Below are 13,705 nucleotides of genomic sequence, written 5' to 3'. Positions count from 1 at the left end.
TTCCAAGCGTCCACATGCTTGAAAGCGTCCACATGCTTGAAAACGAGAGCCTTCTAGCAGCATGATCCGGCGATTGCCAGTTGCCGTGCCAAGCAGTATCGAGCCTGGCCGATGACCGGTTGGCAATCGTCGGACCTATGCATACATAGGGTCGATCAAGTCACTCGTAATGCGCCAATCGCCTTGTCGGGACCGGTGCTGATCGGAGCAGAGATGTCGAACGAACTGACCATGCACGCCACGACGATCCTGACCGTGCGCAGGGGCGGCAAGGTGGTGATCGCCGGTGATGGCCAGGTCAGCCTTGGCCAGACGATCATGAAAGGCAACGCCAAGAAGGTGCGCCGAATCGGCAAAAGCGGCAATGTCATTGCCGGTTTCGCCGGCGCCACCGCTGACGCCTTCACGCTTCTGGAGCGGCTGGAGGCCAAGCTCGAACAATATCCGGAGCAATTGACGCGGGCCTGCGTCGAACTCGCCAAGGACTGGCGCACCGACCGCTATCTGCGCCGGCTGGAAGCGATGATGCTGGTTGCCGACAAGTCGGTCTCGCTGGCGCTGACCGGCACCGGCGACGTGCTCGAACCCGAACATGGCGTCATGGCGATCGGCTCGGGCGGCAATTATGCGCTGGCCGCGGCGCGCGCGCTGATGGACACCGACAAGGATGCCGAAGAAATCGCCCGCAAGGCGATGCAGATCGCATCCGACATCTGCGTCTACACCAACAACAATTTTGTCATCGAAATCCTCGATGCCGGCTGAGCCGGCAGCTGGACATGATCCCGAAAAGTGGAAACCGGTTTTTGCTTCGCTGATCTTCGGTTCGCATGAGATCATGGCCAAACGAGAAAATAGATATGATTTTCGACCGGTGACCGAGGCGGACCTGCCGATGATCGCGGCATGGCTGGCCGAGCCGCATGTCGCCGAATGGTGGGACGATCCCGAGACGGCGATCGTCCAGATCCGTGAGCACATCGACAGCATTTCCGTCGAGCCGCTGATCATCGAGCTCGACGGCGAGCCGATCGGCTACATGCAGAGCTACGATCCGCATCTGGAGGACGGCCACCCCTACGGCGACCAGCCTTTCGGAACGCTCGGCATCGATCTGTCGATCGGCAGGCCCGAGCTTGTCGGACGCGGCCACGGCTCGGCAATTGTCCGGCAGTTCGTGGAACAGCTGTTCGAGGAAGGGGCACCGCGTGTCATCATCGACCCGGATCCATCCAACGGACGAGCGATCCGTGCCTATCAAAAGGCCGGGTTCAGAGCTATCGATCGCAGGCAATCGGAATATGGCGATGCCGTGCTGATGGCAATTGACGCCGAAGAGGGCGACGCGGAAGAGGGCGACGCCCAAGAGGGCAATATCGAATAGGGTGACGCCGAATAAGGCGCCGAAGAGGGGCAGTAACAGCATGAGTACAAGCGGCGCCGACAAGACCGTCTCGGCCTATGAAGACAGCTGGCGGATGGGACTTCTGCTCGTCCTCGGCCTGATTATATTCCAGGCTGGAGCCCTTTACGGCATGGGCCGAACGCCGATCTGCGAATGCGGCTATGTCAAGCTGTGGCACGGCATCGTGCAGAGCTCGGAGAATTCCCAGCATATTTCCGACTGGTACACATTCTCGCACCTCATCCACGGCTTCCTGTTCTACGCGCTGGCGTGGGCTCTGTTCCCGCGCTCGCCGATCGGGCTCAGGCTGGCTTTTGCCGTCGTCATCGAGGGCGGCTGGGAACTTCTCGAGAACAGCCCGTTGATCATCGAGCGCTACCGCGCCGGCACGATCTCGCTCGACTATTACGGCGACAGCATCATCAATTCGGTGGCGGACACGCTGGCGATGGTGCTGGGATTTGTGATGGCGCGCAGGCTTCCTATATGGGTGATCGTGACCCTCGCTCTCATCTTCGAATTCGGTGTCGGCTACATCATCAGGGACAATCTGACACTCAACGTGATCATGCTGCTGCATCCGTTCGAGTCCATCCGGCAGTGGCAAAGTGGAATTTAGCGACATGACCACATTCTCGCCCCGCGAAATCGTTTCGGAACTCGATCGCTTCATCATCGGCCAGAAGGACGCCAAGCGCGCCGTGGCCATCGCCTTGCGCAACCGCTGGCGCCGCCAGCAGCTCGAAGGCCAGATGCGTGAAGAGGTGATGCCGAAGAACATCCTGATGATCGGCCCAACCGGCGTCGGCAAGACCGAGATCTCGCGCCGCCTGGCGCGCCTTGCCGGTGCGCCGTTCGTCAAGGTCGAGGCGACCAAGTTCACCGAGGTCGGCTATGTCGGCCGCGACGTCGAGCAGATCATCCGCGACCTGGTCGAGATCGCCATCGGCCTGGTGCGCGAGAAGATGCGCGAGGACGTCAAGGCGCGCGCCCATATCAATGCCGAGGAACGCGTGCTCGAAGCGCTTGTCGGCAGGACGGCGAGCCCGGCGACGCGCGACAGTTTCCGCAAAAAGCTGCGCGACGGCGAGCTCGACGACAAGGAGATCGAGATCGAAGTGAGCGATACCGGCACCGGCGGCATGCCCGGCTTCGAGATCCCCGGCATGCCGGGCGCCAATATCGGCGTGCTGAACATCAACGACATGCTGTCGAAAGCGATGGGCGGTCAGAAGACCAAGACCCGCAAGACGACGGTGAAGGAATCCTACGCGGTGCTGGTCGGCGACGAGTCCGACAAGCTGCTCGACCAGGACGAGGTGGTGCGCAGGGCGCTCGAATCGACCGAAAACGACGGCATCGTCTTCCTCGATGAGATCGACAAGATCGCCTCGCGCGAAGGCGGCATGGGCGCCGGTGTTTCCCGCGAAGGCGTGCAGCGCGACCTGCTGCCGCTTGTCGAAGGCACCACGGTCGCGACCAAATACGGACCGGTGAAGACGGATCACATCCTGTTCATCGCATCGGGCGCGTTCCACGTTGCCAAGCCATCCGATCTGCTGCCCGAACTGCAGGGCCGTCTGCCGATCCGCGTCGAGCTGCGTGCGCTGGAGAAGGACGATTTCGTCCGCATCCTGACCGAGACCGAGGCCAGCCTGATCAAGCAGTACATCGCGCTGATGAAGACCGAGGGCGTCGATCTCGTCTTCACCGACGACGCCATCGATTCACTGGCCGGCATCGCCGTCGATCTCAACGCCAGCGTCGAGAACATCGGCGCCAGGCGACTGCAGACGGTGATGGAGCGGGTGCTGGACGAGATCTCATATGACGCGCCGGACCGCCACGGCACGTCGGTGACAGTCGACGCCGCCTATGTGGAGAAGCATGTCGGCGATCTGTCGAGAAACACGGATCTGTCGCGATTCATCCTGTAGCAGGCGATCCATCCGCAAGAGTCGGACCGGCGGAGCCGGCACGTGTGGCCAAATGGAAGCATCTGGCCAGCTTTTGTCTTGCCGGGCGACGGGGCTCTCGACTCCCGTTGCAGCTTTACCTAGTTTGCCGGCAACACCAGCGCCGCGCAGCTTTTGGATGCGCAAAGGACGCTGTACAGTTGGTTCTGCGCATGACCCCCGAGAATCGGTTCCGAGGGTCATGCGTTGTTGCAGGCGGCGGCGCATGAAAAAAACGATCCTCGTCACTCTCGGGCTGACGCTGGCGACAGCCATGTTCGCCGCCGCCGAAGCGGCGACGATGGTGCCGCCGGGCAACAGTCATGTCGAGCAGCCCAACATACCGGGCGCCTCAAGCCGGCGCACCCAGGCCACCAACACCACCTTCCAGTCGAAATACCGCAAGGTCTATGCGCTGCTGCAGCACGACGCCGGTCTTCGCGGCAAGATCGAGCAGGCAGCAGCGACCTATGGCATCGATCCTATGCATATCGTCGGCGCCATCGTCGGCGAGCACACCTACAATGTCGACGCCTACGACCGGCTGCAGACCTACTACGTCAAGGCGATCTCCTATCTGTCGAGCAAGCTGTCTTTCGCCTATGAAGGCGAGGACATCACCGATTTCGTGCAACGGCCGCAATTCCAGGAATGCGTCGGCAAATCGGATAGTTACGAGCTCTGGGAATGCCGCGAGCAGGTGTGGAACCTTTCCTTTCGCGGCAAGACTGTCGGCGGTGAGAGCTTCCCCGACGACCGCTTCGGCGCGACTTTCTTCCAGCCCTATTATGCCGGCCAGACCTTTGGCCTGGGCCAGCTCAATCCGCTGACCGCCTTGCAGATGAGCGATCTCGTGCACCAGGTTTCCGGCCTGCCGAAGCTCGACGTCGGCGATCCGAACGCGGTCTACAAGACCATCATGGATCCGGACCTGACCTTGGACTATGTCGCGGCGACGATCCGGAAATCGATCGATGCCTATCAGAGCATTGCCGGCTTCGACATATCGGGCAATCCCGGCATCACATCGACGCTCTACAATGTCGGCAATCCTGAGCAGCGTGCACATGCGCTGAAGGCCGAAAACGACAGGCGCCGCGCCGCGGGCGAACCGGAGAAGCTGCCCGAGGAAAATTACTATGGCTGGCTGGTCAACGACAAACTGCCGGAGCTCAACGCGCTGTTTTAATGCGCCACGAGCCAAGGAGAGCCTTTCCGAACTCGCTCCGCTGCCCCACCGCTGTGATTCATTGCCTTGAAATCCGTCGCCGAGAGCCCGGCTATGGCATCCATGGCGACCCAGCAGATTTCGCGTGGGGGGTTATCAAAAATTGATATAATCCGATAACGAAAGGGTCTGACCTATGCCTTCAAGCTACAATATTGGCGCTCGCTATGAGACGCTGGTGCGCGAACTGGTGGGGAGCGGCCGCTATGCCAGCGCCAGCGAAGTTCTGCGCGATAGCTTACGCCTGCTCGAGGAACGCGAGGCGCAGCGGAAAGCCAAGCTTGCCGCACTTCGTGATGATATCCGGGCCGGTGTTGAGAGCGGCCCCGGCATTCCAGCCGACGAGATTTTTGACAGGTTGGAAGCCAAGTACGGCGACGGAACCCGCAAATAAATGGCGGTCCTATTCGCCCCTGCCGCCGCGCAGGACATTGAGGACATTGGCGACTATATTCACGCTGAAAACCCCGCAGCCGCGATGCGCTTTGTAACGGCTCTCAGAGCGCGTTGTAGCCGGATTGTCGACGCACCGCACGGCGGCGTTCCCCGCCCTGCCCTGTGGTCCGGTCTGCGCGCCGTCGCCTTCCAGCGTTATGTGATTTTCTACACTGTCGAAGGCGCTGCCATACGCATCGAGCGAACTTTGCATGGCGCTCGCGACATCGAGGCCATTTTTTACGAAGGCGATAGCTGACAGGTTGAAAGCACTGCCGTCACTGGATCACCACGACAGCCGCGCCCTCAGATCACGCCGCCAGCAGCGACTTCAGCTTGATCGTTTGCGAACCGAGCGCCTCAGGCGCCGGCTTTGCCCTTTTTGCGATCAGCATCTCGGCCAGCCTGATGTCGCGGGCGACAGAATTGCCCGGACCGATTCCGCTCGCCGCGACCAGCCTGCCGTCTTGCGCCAGGTAAAACAGGATGAAGGCGCCGTCGTCGAGGTCGCGGCGCACGACCTTGCTGCCCTCGTCCGACAGCCCAGATATCTGCAAGGTCAGGCCGTACTGATCCGACCAGAACCATGGCACAGCCGAGTGGGCCTCACCGGCGCCAAGCATGTTGCTGGCCGCAAGCGCGCCCTGCTCCTGCGCGTTGCGCCAGGCCTCCAGCCGCACGCGCCGGCCGCCATAGACGGCAAGCGGAAACGAGCAGCAATCGCCGGCGGCAAAGATATCCGGATCGCTGCTGCGAAGCTCGGCATCGACGGCTATGCCGTTGTCGATCGTCAGGCCCGCTTCTGCGGCAAGTCCGGTCACCGGCACAGCGCCGATGCCGATCACCGCCAGGTCGGCGACGATGTCCTGCCCGTCGGCAAGCGCGATGCTCACCTCGGCGCCGTCATCGGCAATCGCGGCGATTGCGTCGCCGCACAGGATTTTGACGCCTTCGGCTTCATGCGCCTCGTGGACGATCTTGGCGATCTCGGCCGGCACGCCGCGCATCAGGATGCGCGGCTGCGCCTCGATGACGGTGACAACTGCGCCCAGTCTGCGTGCCGCGGCGGCGAGCTCAAGACCGATAAAGCCGCCGCCAACGATGGCGATGCGGTTGCCGGGGCTGAGATGGGCGCGAATGGCCAGCGCGTCGTTGAAGGTCCGAAGATAGACACAACGCGGCCCGAGGCCCGGCATTGGCAGTCTGCGCGGCAGGGAACCGGTCGCCAGCAGCAATTTGTCGTATGGCAGCGCCGAGCCGTCCGACAGGCGCACGCCATGCGCAGCGCGGTCGATCGCCACCGCCTGAACCGAATGGATGTGCCTTATCGATCTCTCAGCCAGGATTTTGTCGCTGGCGATCGCCTTGATCACCGGCGCATCGCCGGCCATCGCGTCCTTCGACAGCGGCGGCCGCTCATAGGGCAGATGCGGCTCGTCGCCGACCAGCGTCACCGGGCCATCATAGCCGAGATCGCGCAGCGCCAGGGCAGCCCGCCCGCCGCATTCGCCGGCGCCGATGATGAGCACTCCTTTCGCCATCACCGTCACCCGATCTGAATGAGGATTTTGCCGGCGTCGAGTTTGACCGGATAGGTCCTGAGATTGACGCAGACCGGCGCGCCCCTGGCTGCACCGGTCTTGTAGTTGAAGCGGCCATTGTGCTTCGGGCATTCGATGATGTCGTCCATCACCAACCCGTCGGCCAGATGCACCTTCTCATGCGTGCAAAGGCCGTCCGTCGCGAAATATTCGTCGTCGGGACTGCGATAGATGGCGAAGGTGCGGCCGCCATGGTCGAACCGCATCACGTCCTCTTCGTCGATGTCATCGGCACCACAGGCCTCGACCCAGTCGCTCATTGGTCCTCCCGGCATAATTTTGCTTGGTCAATGTGCCCCGGCACAGGCGCGCATATCATTCGGCTGCTGCCGCGACAGCGTCGTTGTCGTTATGGAATTCCTCGCGATAAGGTTTGGCAGTCGACGGCAGTTCGCGCTTGAGAAAATAGTCTTCATTGCGCAGCTGGCGCAGGAAGGCAGGCACCATCTCGCGATAGCCGGCCAGGATCGATGGCGTCGGCGCCGGCAGGTCGTGCTTGATCAGCTCATGCAGCCTCGGCAGCGCGTGATAGGGCACCATCGGGAACATGTGGTGCTCGACATGGTAGTTCATGTTCCAGTAGATGAAGCGGCTGATCGGGTTCATGTGGACCGTGCGGCTGTTGAGGCGGTGGTCGATGACATTTTCGGCGAGGCCGCCATGCTGCAGCAGGCCGGTCATGACGTGATGCCAGGCGCCGTAAAGCCTGGGCAGACCGACCAGCATCAAGGGCAGGAACGAGCCGCTATAAAGTGCCAGCGCGATTGTCGCCGCATAGATCGCGGTCCAGATGCGGGCAATGCGGATCGCCTTTGGCTGCTCCTGCTCGGGAATGAAGGTCTTTTCCGCCGGGCTGATGATGCCGGCCGCACTGCGCACCATGTCGCTCATGGCATGCCAGGCATCGACAATGCCGAAGAAATTGAGCACGACGCGCAACAGGTCCGGCGGGCGCATCACCGCGATCTCCGGATCGCGGCCGACGATGATCGTGTCAGTGTGATGCCGCGTATGGCTCCAGCGCCAGGTCACCGGGTTGCGCATGATCATGAAGCAGGCGATCTGATAGACCGCATCATTCATCCACTGCGTCCTGAAGGCGGTGCCGTGGCCGCATTCGTGCCAGCGTGAATCGGTGGAAGAGCCGTAGAGCACGCCATAGACGAAGAAGAACGGCACGCACCACCATGTGCCCCAGAACCAGGCGCCGCCGGCGCCGCTCAGGACCAGGGCGGAGAGCCAGATGATGGTGTCGCGGATCGCCGGCCCATCGGAGCGCTGCATCAGCTCCTTCATCTGCTTGCGGGGCACGTCGGTATGATACCATTCGGCCGCCGCCAGCCCGGTCTCGACGGCGCGTTTCGCGTCGCGGCCGAGCAGGCTGTAGTCTCGCCGGGACGGCATTGCGGATAGTGTCGCTTCCATTGAGGCTGCCTCCGTCGGCATCCGTCGAAACGGGTGCCTCTGCCACAGGTGCTTATCCCCTATAATAACGCCAAGCTGTGATAGGCTCAACATCATGAAGATAGTTTCTATCATTTCCCATCAGAATGATGTATAGCTATGCCAGGCAATCAGGCAGGAAGCGTATGGCAAAACGGCCGACCATCACCGATCTGGCGCGTATTTCGGGGGTCAGCGTCGCCACTGTCGATCGGGTGCTGAACAATCGCCTGCCGGTGCGCGAGGAAACCGCGCGCCGCGTCTATGAGGCCGCCACCAGCATCGGCTACCACGCCGCCGGGCTGATCAAGCAGCGGATGCGCCAGGAACTGCCGGAATACCGGCTCGGCTTTCTGCTGCTGAGGGGCAATGATGTTTTCTACAGCGATTTCGCCCGGGAGATCGAACTGGCTGTTTCGCAGTCGCAGCGCTTCCGCGGCGTCGCAACCATCGATTTCGCCAGTTCGCTGGCCCCGGATGAGATCGCCGCGCAGATGCGCAAGCTGGCGGCGAAATCCAGGGCAGTCGCCCTTGTCGGTCCGGACCATCCAACGCTGACGGCGGCCGTCGAGACCCTGAAGGCGAGGGGGCAACCCGTCTTCTCCCTGCTATCCGACTTTGCAGCCGGCATCCGCGAGGGCTATGTCGGCCTCGACAACCGCAAGGTCGGTCGTACCGCGGCCTGGATGATCGCCAGAGCTGCGAGGAAGCCCGGCAAGGTCGCCCTTTTCGTCGGCAGCCATCGCTTCCATGGCCATGAGCTGCGCGAGATCGGCTTCAGATCGTTTTTCCGCGAGCATGCGCCGGAATTCACCGTGATGGAGACGCTGGTCAACCTGGAAGCCAACCAGGTGACCCATGATGCAATGATCGATCTTCTGGCGCGGTACCCGGATCTGGCCGGCTGCTATGTCGCTGGCGGCGGCATGGAAGGCGCGGTTTCCGCGCTACGGGCGGCCAGGCCGGCAAACATGCCAGTGGTCGTCTGCAACGAGATCAACGCCGAATCGCGCGCGGCGCTCGCCGACAACATCCTGACCATGGTGATTTCGACGCCGCTGGCAGCACTATGCCGCGAACTTGTCGGGCTGATGGTGCATGCCATCGAGGCAGGCGCCGCCAATGCGCCGGGCCAGACCTTCCTGCCCTTCGACATCTATCTGCCGGAAAACATCTAGGCTCGGGTAGAACATCTGGGCTCAGCCAAGACATCCGGTTTAGATCGGGGCGTCGGCAGTGATGTGAACCATCAGCCTGATGGATTCTTGCAGAAGGTTTGCCGGCCCTCAGCCGCGTTGTCCGAAAAATCCGGCAGCCGCTTTCGGATTCTCCTTGACGCCCGCCCGAAGAATGGAATAAATATTTCACCCACTAGGTATTTTGGTTCTTTCGTTCCGGACATGCGTTTCAACGGAGGGCTTGGCCTCCCCAGCCAACGCGGAAATCGCCACCGGAAACGGAGAAGCAATCGGGAGAGATTCCCTGGGAGATCGGGGATTCCGGGTAGATCGGTGCAGCCGGACACCAATTCTGTGGAGGAGAAATAGAATGAAAAAGCTGCTGTTGGGCGCCGCATTCCTGGCGCTGATGAGCTCGTCCGCCCTCGCTGCCAAAATCGGTGTGTCGATGGCGCTGTTCGACGACAATTTTCTCACCGTGCTGCGCAACGGCATGATCGAGCAGGCCAAAGGCATGGAAGGCGTCGAACTGCAGGTCGAGGACGCGCAGAACGACGTCGCCAAGCAACTCGACCAGATCAAGAACTTCGTCGCCTCGGGCGTCGACGCGATTGTCGTCAATCCAGTCGACACCTCGGCCACCCAGGCAATGTCGGATGCCGCCGCTGCGGCCAACGTTCCGCTGGTCTATGTCAACCGCGAGCCGGTCAATGTCGACACGCTGCCGGACAACCAGGCTTTCGTTGCCTCGAACGAGGTTGAGTCAGGCACTCTCGAGACCCAGGAAGTCTGCCGGCTGTTCAAGGAAGCCGGCAAGACCGAGGCCAATGTCTATGTGATCATGGGCGAACTGTCGAACCAGGCCGCGGTGCAGCGCACCAAGGACATTGACGATGTGATCGCCACTCCCGAATGCAGCTTCATCAAGATCATCGACAAGCAGACGTCGAACTGGAAACGCGAGGAAGCACAGAACCTGATGACCAACTGGCTGTCGACCGGCGCGCCGTTCGATGGCGTGATCGCCAACAATGACGAGAGCGCCATCGGCGCCATCCAGGCCATGAAAGCTGCCAACATCGACATGAAGTCGGTTGTCGTCGGCGGCGTGGACGCCACCCAGGACGCGCTTGCCGCGATGCAGGCGGGCGATCTCGACGTCACCGTGTTCCAGGACGCGGCCGGCCAAGGCGCCGGGGCGCTGGACGCGGCGCTCAAGCTTTCCAAGGGCGAGGCGGTCGAGCAGAAGGTCTATATCCCCTTCCAGCTGGTCACGCCGGCAAACATCGACAAGTTCCTGCAGAAGAACTGAGGCAGAGGACCGTTTTTCGATAGGGAGCGGCGGCAGAGCATCGGACCGTTTTGAGAATCCGATGTTGGAAAAACAAAAAACGCCGCTCCTCTTTCCCCTCGTCGCCGAAACAGGCCGCGGGAGGGCGACTAACGGCTGATGGAGGAAGCAAGAGTTGACACAGACAACCCATGGCGTCGGCGGACTGAGCTATGATGCGAAAAAGCGGACATGGCCTGCCGAATTCAACGTTTTCCTGGCGCTCATCATCCTGGTCGGCGCCTTCGAGCTGATAGGCCGCGTCTTTCTTGGCGACAGCTTCCTGTTCAACACCCGCGCCAACGTCGATACGATCTTCAACGAGGCGCGCCTGCAGATCATCATCCTGCAGGTGTCGATCGTCGGCATCATCGCCATCGGCGTGACGCAGGTGATCATTTCCGGCGGCATCGACCTCTCCTCTGGTTCGATCGTCGGCGCCACGGCGATGATCGCCATGAGCTTCGCCCAGGTGGCGACGGTCAACGGCAACCCGAACCCCAAGGCGATGTTCATCGAGCAGGGCTGGACCGACCTGCCGGTGATCGTGCCGGTGCTTGTCGCGATCGGCTGCGGCCTGCTGGCGGGCCTGATCAACGGCACGCTGGTCGCCTACACCCGCATTCCGCCGTTCATCGCCACGCTCGGCATGATGGTCACCGCGCGCGGCGTCGCCAAATGGTGGTCCAAGGGGCAGCCGATCTCGTTTCCCACCGAGAGTTTCGCCGCCATCGGCAAGGGGCTGATGCCGGTCATCATCTTCATATCGCTGGCGATTTTGTTCCAGCTGATCCTGTCATACACCAGATACGGCAAGCACTGTTATGCCATCGGCTCCAACGAGGACGCCGCGCGCATGTCCGGCATAAATGTCAAGAACCACAAGATCCTCGTCTTCGTCATTGCCGGTATCCTCGCCGCGCTGGCCGCCGTGGTGCTGAGCTCCAAGAACCTCACTGCTCAGGCCGGCATGGGCGTGATGTACGAACTGGACGCGATCGCCATGGCGGTCATCGGCGGCGTCTCGCTGTCGGGCGGCCGCGGCTCGATCATCGGCACGGTGATCGGGGCGCTGATCTTCGGTGTCATCATCTCCGGCTTCACCTTCCTGCGCCTCGACGCCTATTACCAGGAGATGGTCAAGGGCGTGATCATCATCGGCGCAGTCGTTCTCGATCAGTGGCGCCAGCGCCTGCGGGCAATGAGGGCTTGACCATGTCAGACATCGTCCTGAAGACCGAAAACCTGACCAAATACTATGGCGGCGTGCATGCGCTCGAAGGCGCGAATTTCGAACTGCGCAAGGGCGAGCATGTCGCCATCATGGGTGACAACGGCGCCGGCAAATCGACCTTCGTGCGCCAGATCACCGCCGTCGAGCAGCGCACCAGCGGCAAGATCTGGTTCGACGGCAAGGAAGTCAACTTCGCCGGACCGATCGCGGCGCGCGAGGCGGGAATCGAGACCGTGTTCCAGAACCTGGCGCTTGCCGACGATCTCGACGTGCCGTCGAACCTGTTTCTCGGCCGCGAAAAGGTGCTGTTCAATCTCGGGCCTTTCTCGATCCTCGATCGCAAGTTCATGCGCAAGGCGACCGAGGCAGCGTTGATCCGCACGGCGGTGAAGATTCCCAATCTGTCCAACACCATCCGCCACATGTCGGGCGGCCAGCGCCAGTGCGTGGCAATCGCCAGAACCGCGACTTTCGCGTCCAAGCTCATCATCATGGATGAGCCGACGGCAGCGCTTGGTGTGCAGGAGACGATGCAGGTCGAAAACATCATCCGCACGCTGAAGGCCAATGGCGAGCCGCTGATCCTGATCAGCCACAACATGCGACAGGTGTTCGACCTTTGCGACCGCATCGTTGTCTTCCGGCGCGGCCGCATCGTCGCCAATCTGCGCAAGCAGGACACCGACGGCAACGACATCGTCTCCTACATTACCGGCTCCAAGACCGGGGAGGCGGAACTTGCGGCTTAAGGCGGATGCGCGGCGGGTCATCGGCCCCTCGCCGATCAGCTGCAATAAGAAAATCTACTGCGCCTTGCCCTGAACGGTGCAGTAAAGACGCACTTCCATTTCGAACCATCCCAAAGGAAATTTCCATGTCTCTCCGCTTCGCTCTTCTCGGCGCCGGCCGCATCGGCAAGGTCCACGCCCGCGCCGTGGGTTCCAATCCACAGGCCAGGCTGGTCGCAGTTGCCGATGCATTCGAGAAGGCGGCGACCGATCTGGCGTCGGCCTATGGCGCGGAAGTGCGCAGCATCGAGGCCATCGAAAAAGCCGGGGATATCGATGCGGTCATCATCTGCACGCCGACCGACACCCATGCCGACCTGATCGAGCGGTTCGCCAAGGCCGGCAAGGCGATCTTCTGCGAGAAGCCGATCGACCTTGACGCCGGCCGAGTGGAAGAATGCCTGGCCGTGGTCGACAAGGCCGGCGCCACTTTGATGGTCGGCTTCAACCGCCGCTTCGACCCGCATTTCGCCGCCGTGCGCAAGGCGATCGACGACGGCGCCATCGGCACGGTCGAGATGGTGACCATCACCTCGCGCGATCCCGGCCCGCCGCCGCTCGACTATATCGGCCGCTCGGGCGGCATCTTCCGCGACATGACCATTCATGATTTCGATATGGCGCGCTTCCTGCTCGGCGAGGAGCCGGTGGCGGTCAGCGCCCATGCCTCGGTGCTGGTCGACAAGAAGATCGGCGAGGCCGGCGACTTCGACAGCGTCAGCGTCATCCTCGAAACCGCCTCCGGCAAGCAGTGCATCATCTCCAATTCGCGACGCGCCACTTATGGCTACGACCAGCGCATCGAGGTGCATGGCTCGAAAGGCATGGTGGCGGCCGAGAACCAGCGGCCGGTGTCGATCGAACTGGCCAATGAAAAGGGCTATACGCGCCCGCCGCTGCACGACTTCTTCATGACCCGCTACCTCGACGCCTATGCCAACGAGATCGCCGCCTTCATCGCGGCGGCGACGTCAGGCAACAAGGCGGCGCCAAGCGGTGCGGACGGGCTGGTCGCGCTGCGGCTGGCGGACGCGGCGCTGAAATCGGCGAGGGAAGGCAAGACCGTCCGCCTCGACAAGACAGTCTGACCATCAACCACAGGAGCAAG

The 13,705-nt window shown here is 61.9% G+C and carries 15 protein-coding genes; 12 read left to right on the top strand and 3 right to left on the bottom strand.

All coding sequences use genetic code 11. The features are described from left to right. Positions 1-213: 213 nt before the first annotated feature. The 7 genes from hslV to AC0L2A_RS06755 all read left to right on the top strand — a co-directional run bounded on the left by hslV (position 214) and on the right by AC0L2A_RS06755 (position 5,282). Positions 214-765, top strand: a complete 552-nt coding sequence (gene hslV, locus AC0L2A_RS06785; protein WP_023796923.1) for an ATP-dependent protease subunit HslV — start codon at positions 214-216, stop codon at positions 763-765. 73 nt (positions 766-838) lie between these two features. Continuing rightward, on the top strand, positions 839-1,384 hold the full coding sequence (locus AC0L2A_RS06780) for a GNAT family N-acetyltransferase (protein WP_473608137.1): 546 nt from the start codon (positions 839-841) through the stop codon (positions 1,382-1,384). 40 nt (positions 1,385-1,424) lie between these two features. Beyond that, complete coding sequence (locus AC0L2A_RS06775) at positions 1,425-2,024, top strand: DUF2585 domain-containing protein (RefSeq protein WP_023796925.1); 600 nt, start codon at positions 1,425-1,427, stop codon at positions 2,022-2,024. 4 nt (positions 2,025-2,028) lie between these two features. Continuing rightward, complete coding sequence (gene hslU, locus AC0L2A_RS06770; RefSeq protein WP_236377985.1) at positions 2,029-3,342, top strand: ATP-dependent protease ATPase subunit HslU; 1,314 nt, start codon at positions 2,029-2,031, stop codon at positions 3,340-3,342. 244 nt (positions 3,343-3,586) lie between these two features. Further along, positions 3,587-4,549, top strand: a complete 963-nt coding sequence (locus AC0L2A_RS06765) for a DUF1402 family protein (RefSeq protein WP_473608045.1) — start codon at positions 3,587-3,589, stop codon at positions 4,547-4,549. Positions 4,550-4,724: 175 nt separating this feature from the next. Continuing rightward, positions 4,725-4,982: a type II toxin-antitoxin system ParD family antitoxin gene (locus AC0L2A_RS06760; protein ID WP_473608044.1), complete on the top strand. Its 258-nt coding sequence runs from the start codon at positions 4,725-4,727 to the stop codon at positions 4,980-4,982. Then, a complete protein-coding gene (locus AC0L2A_RS06755; protein WP_473608043.1) occupies positions 4,983-5,282 on the top strand; it encodes a type II toxin-antitoxin system RelE/ParE family toxin in 300 nt (99 codons plus the stop codon). A gap of 52 nt (positions 5,283-5,334) precedes the next feature. Here AC0L2A_RS06755 and AC0L2A_RS06750 read toward each other — a convergent pair whose 3' ends face one another. Genes AC0L2A_RS06750 through AC0L2A_RS06740 form a run of 3 tightly spaced genes read right to left on the bottom strand, consistent with a single transcriptional unit; the run spans position 5,335 to position 8,049 of the window. Then, positions 5,335-6,564: an NAD(P)/FAD-dependent oxidoreductase gene (locus AC0L2A_RS06750; RefSeq protein WP_473608041.1), complete on the bottom strand. Its 1,230-nt coding sequence runs from the start codon at positions 6,562-6,564 to the stop codon at positions 5,335-5,337. 5 nt (positions 6,565-6,569) lie between these two features. Next, on the bottom strand, positions 6,570-6,884 hold the full coding sequence (locus AC0L2A_RS06745) for a Rieske (2Fe-2S) protein (protein ID WP_128244598.1): 315 nt from the start codon (positions 6,882-6,884) through the stop codon (positions 6,570-6,572). Positions 6,885-6,939: 55 nt separating this feature from the next. Further along, positions 6,940-8,049 carry a fatty acid desaturase family protein gene (locus AC0L2A_RS06740; RefSeq protein WP_473608040.1) on the bottom strand — a complete coding sequence of 370 codons (1,110 nt, stop codon included), beginning with the start codon at positions 8,047-8,049 and terminating at the stop codon, positions 6,940-6,942. Positions 8,050-8,213: 164 nt separating this feature from the next. On the opposite strand from AC0L2A_RS06740, the gene AC0L2A_RS06735 reads away from it, so the two are divergent. The 5 genes from AC0L2A_RS06735 (at position 8,214) to iolG (ending at position 13,685) form a co-directional block, all read left to right on the top strand. Beyond that, complete coding sequence (locus AC0L2A_RS06735) at positions 8,214-9,245, top strand: LacI family DNA-binding transcriptional regulator (protein WP_023796930.1); 1,032 nt, start codon at positions 8,214-8,216, stop codon at positions 9,243-9,245. A 370-nt stretch (positions 9,246-9,615) separates the two neighbouring features. Beyond that, positions 9,616-10,557, top strand: coding sequence for a sugar ABC transporter substrate-binding protein (locus AC0L2A_RS06730; protein ID WP_077374705.1), 942 nt, complete (start codon positions 9,616-9,618; stop codon positions 10,555-10,557). 154 nt (positions 10,558-10,711) lie between these two features. Beyond that, entirely contained in the window at positions 10,712-11,788 is a 1,077-nt protein-coding gene (locus tag AC0L2A_RS06725; RefSeq protein WP_128168852.1) for an ABC transporter permease, read from the top strand. Between the two features lie 2 nt (positions 11,789-11,790). Then, complete coding sequence (locus tag AC0L2A_RS06720) at positions 11,791-12,558, top strand: ATP-binding cassette domain-containing protein (RefSeq protein ID WP_473608039.1); 768 nt, start codon at positions 11,791-11,793, stop codon at positions 12,556-12,558. 125 nt (positions 12,559-12,683) lie between these two features. Further along, on the top strand, positions 12,684-13,685 hold the full coding sequence (gene iolG, locus AC0L2A_RS06715) for an inositol 2-dehydrogenase (RefSeq protein WP_473520951.1): 1,002 nt from the start codon (positions 12,684-12,686) through the stop codon (positions 13,683-13,685). Positions 13,686-13,705: the final 20 nt, after the last annotated feature.

It is taken from the genome of Mesorhizobium sp. WSM4844 (assembly GCF_055811775.1).
Note: the sequence above shows the minus strand (reverse complement) of the source record. Positions and strands in the feature narration are given on the sequence as shown.

Excerpts from the sequence above, each read along its gene's own strand:
- AC0L2A_RS06735 (WP_023796930.1), top strand. The coding sequence starts at position 8,214 with ATGGCAAAACGGCCGACCATCACCGATCTGGCGCGTATTTCGGGGGTC.
- iolG (WP_473520951.1), top strand. The coding sequence starts at position 12,684 with ATGTCTCTCCGCTTCGCTCTTCTCGGCGCCGGCCGCATCGGCAAGGTC.
- AC0L2A_RS06775 (WP_023796925.1), top strand. The coding sequence starts at position 1,425 with ATGAGTACAAGCGGCGCCGACAAGACCGTCTCGGCCTATGAAGACAGC.
- AC0L2A_RS06730 (WP_077374705.1), top strand. The coding sequence starts at position 9,616 with ATGAAAAAGCTGCTGTTGGGCGCCGCATTCCTGGCGCTGATGAGCTCG.
- AC0L2A_RS06765 (WP_473608045.1), top strand. The coding sequence starts at position 3,587 with ATGAAAAAAACGATCCTCGTCACTCTCGGGCTGACGCTGGCGACAGCC.
- AC0L2A_RS06750 (WP_473608041.1), bottom strand. The coding sequence starts at position 6,564 with ATGGCGAAAGGAGTGCTCATCATCGGCGCCGGCGAATGCGGCGGGCGG.
- AC0L2A_RS06755 (WP_473608043.1), top strand. The coding sequence starts at position 4,983 with ATGGCGGTCCTATTCGCCCCTGCCGCCGCGCAGGACATTGAGGACATT.
- AC0L2A_RS06745 (WP_128244598.1), bottom strand. The coding sequence starts at position 6,884 with ATGAGCGACTGGGTCGAGGCCTGTGGTGCCGATGACATCGACGAAGAG.
- hslU (WP_236377985.1), top strand. The coding sequence starts at position 2,029 with ATGACCACATTCTCGCCCCGCGAAATCGTTTCGGAACTCGATCGCTTC.
- AC0L2A_RS06780 (WP_473608137.1), top strand. The coding sequence starts at position 839 with ATGGCCAAACGAGAAAATAGATATGATTTTCGACCGGTGACCGAGGCG.
- hslV (WP_023796923.1), top strand. The coding sequence starts at position 214 with ATGTCGAACGAACTGACCATGCACGCCACGACGATCCTGACCGTGCGC.
- AC0L2A_RS06740 (WP_473608040.1), bottom strand. The coding sequence starts at position 8,049 with ATGGAAGCGACACTATCCGCAATGCCGTCCCGGCGAGACTACAGCCTG.
- AC0L2A_RS06760 (WP_473608044.1), top strand. The coding sequence starts at position 4,725 with ATGCCTTCAAGCTACAATATTGGCGCTCGCTATGAGACGCTGGTGCGC.
- AC0L2A_RS06720 (WP_473608039.1), top strand. The coding sequence starts at position 11,791 with ATGTCAGACATCGTCCTGAAGACCGAAAACCTGACCAAATACTATGGC.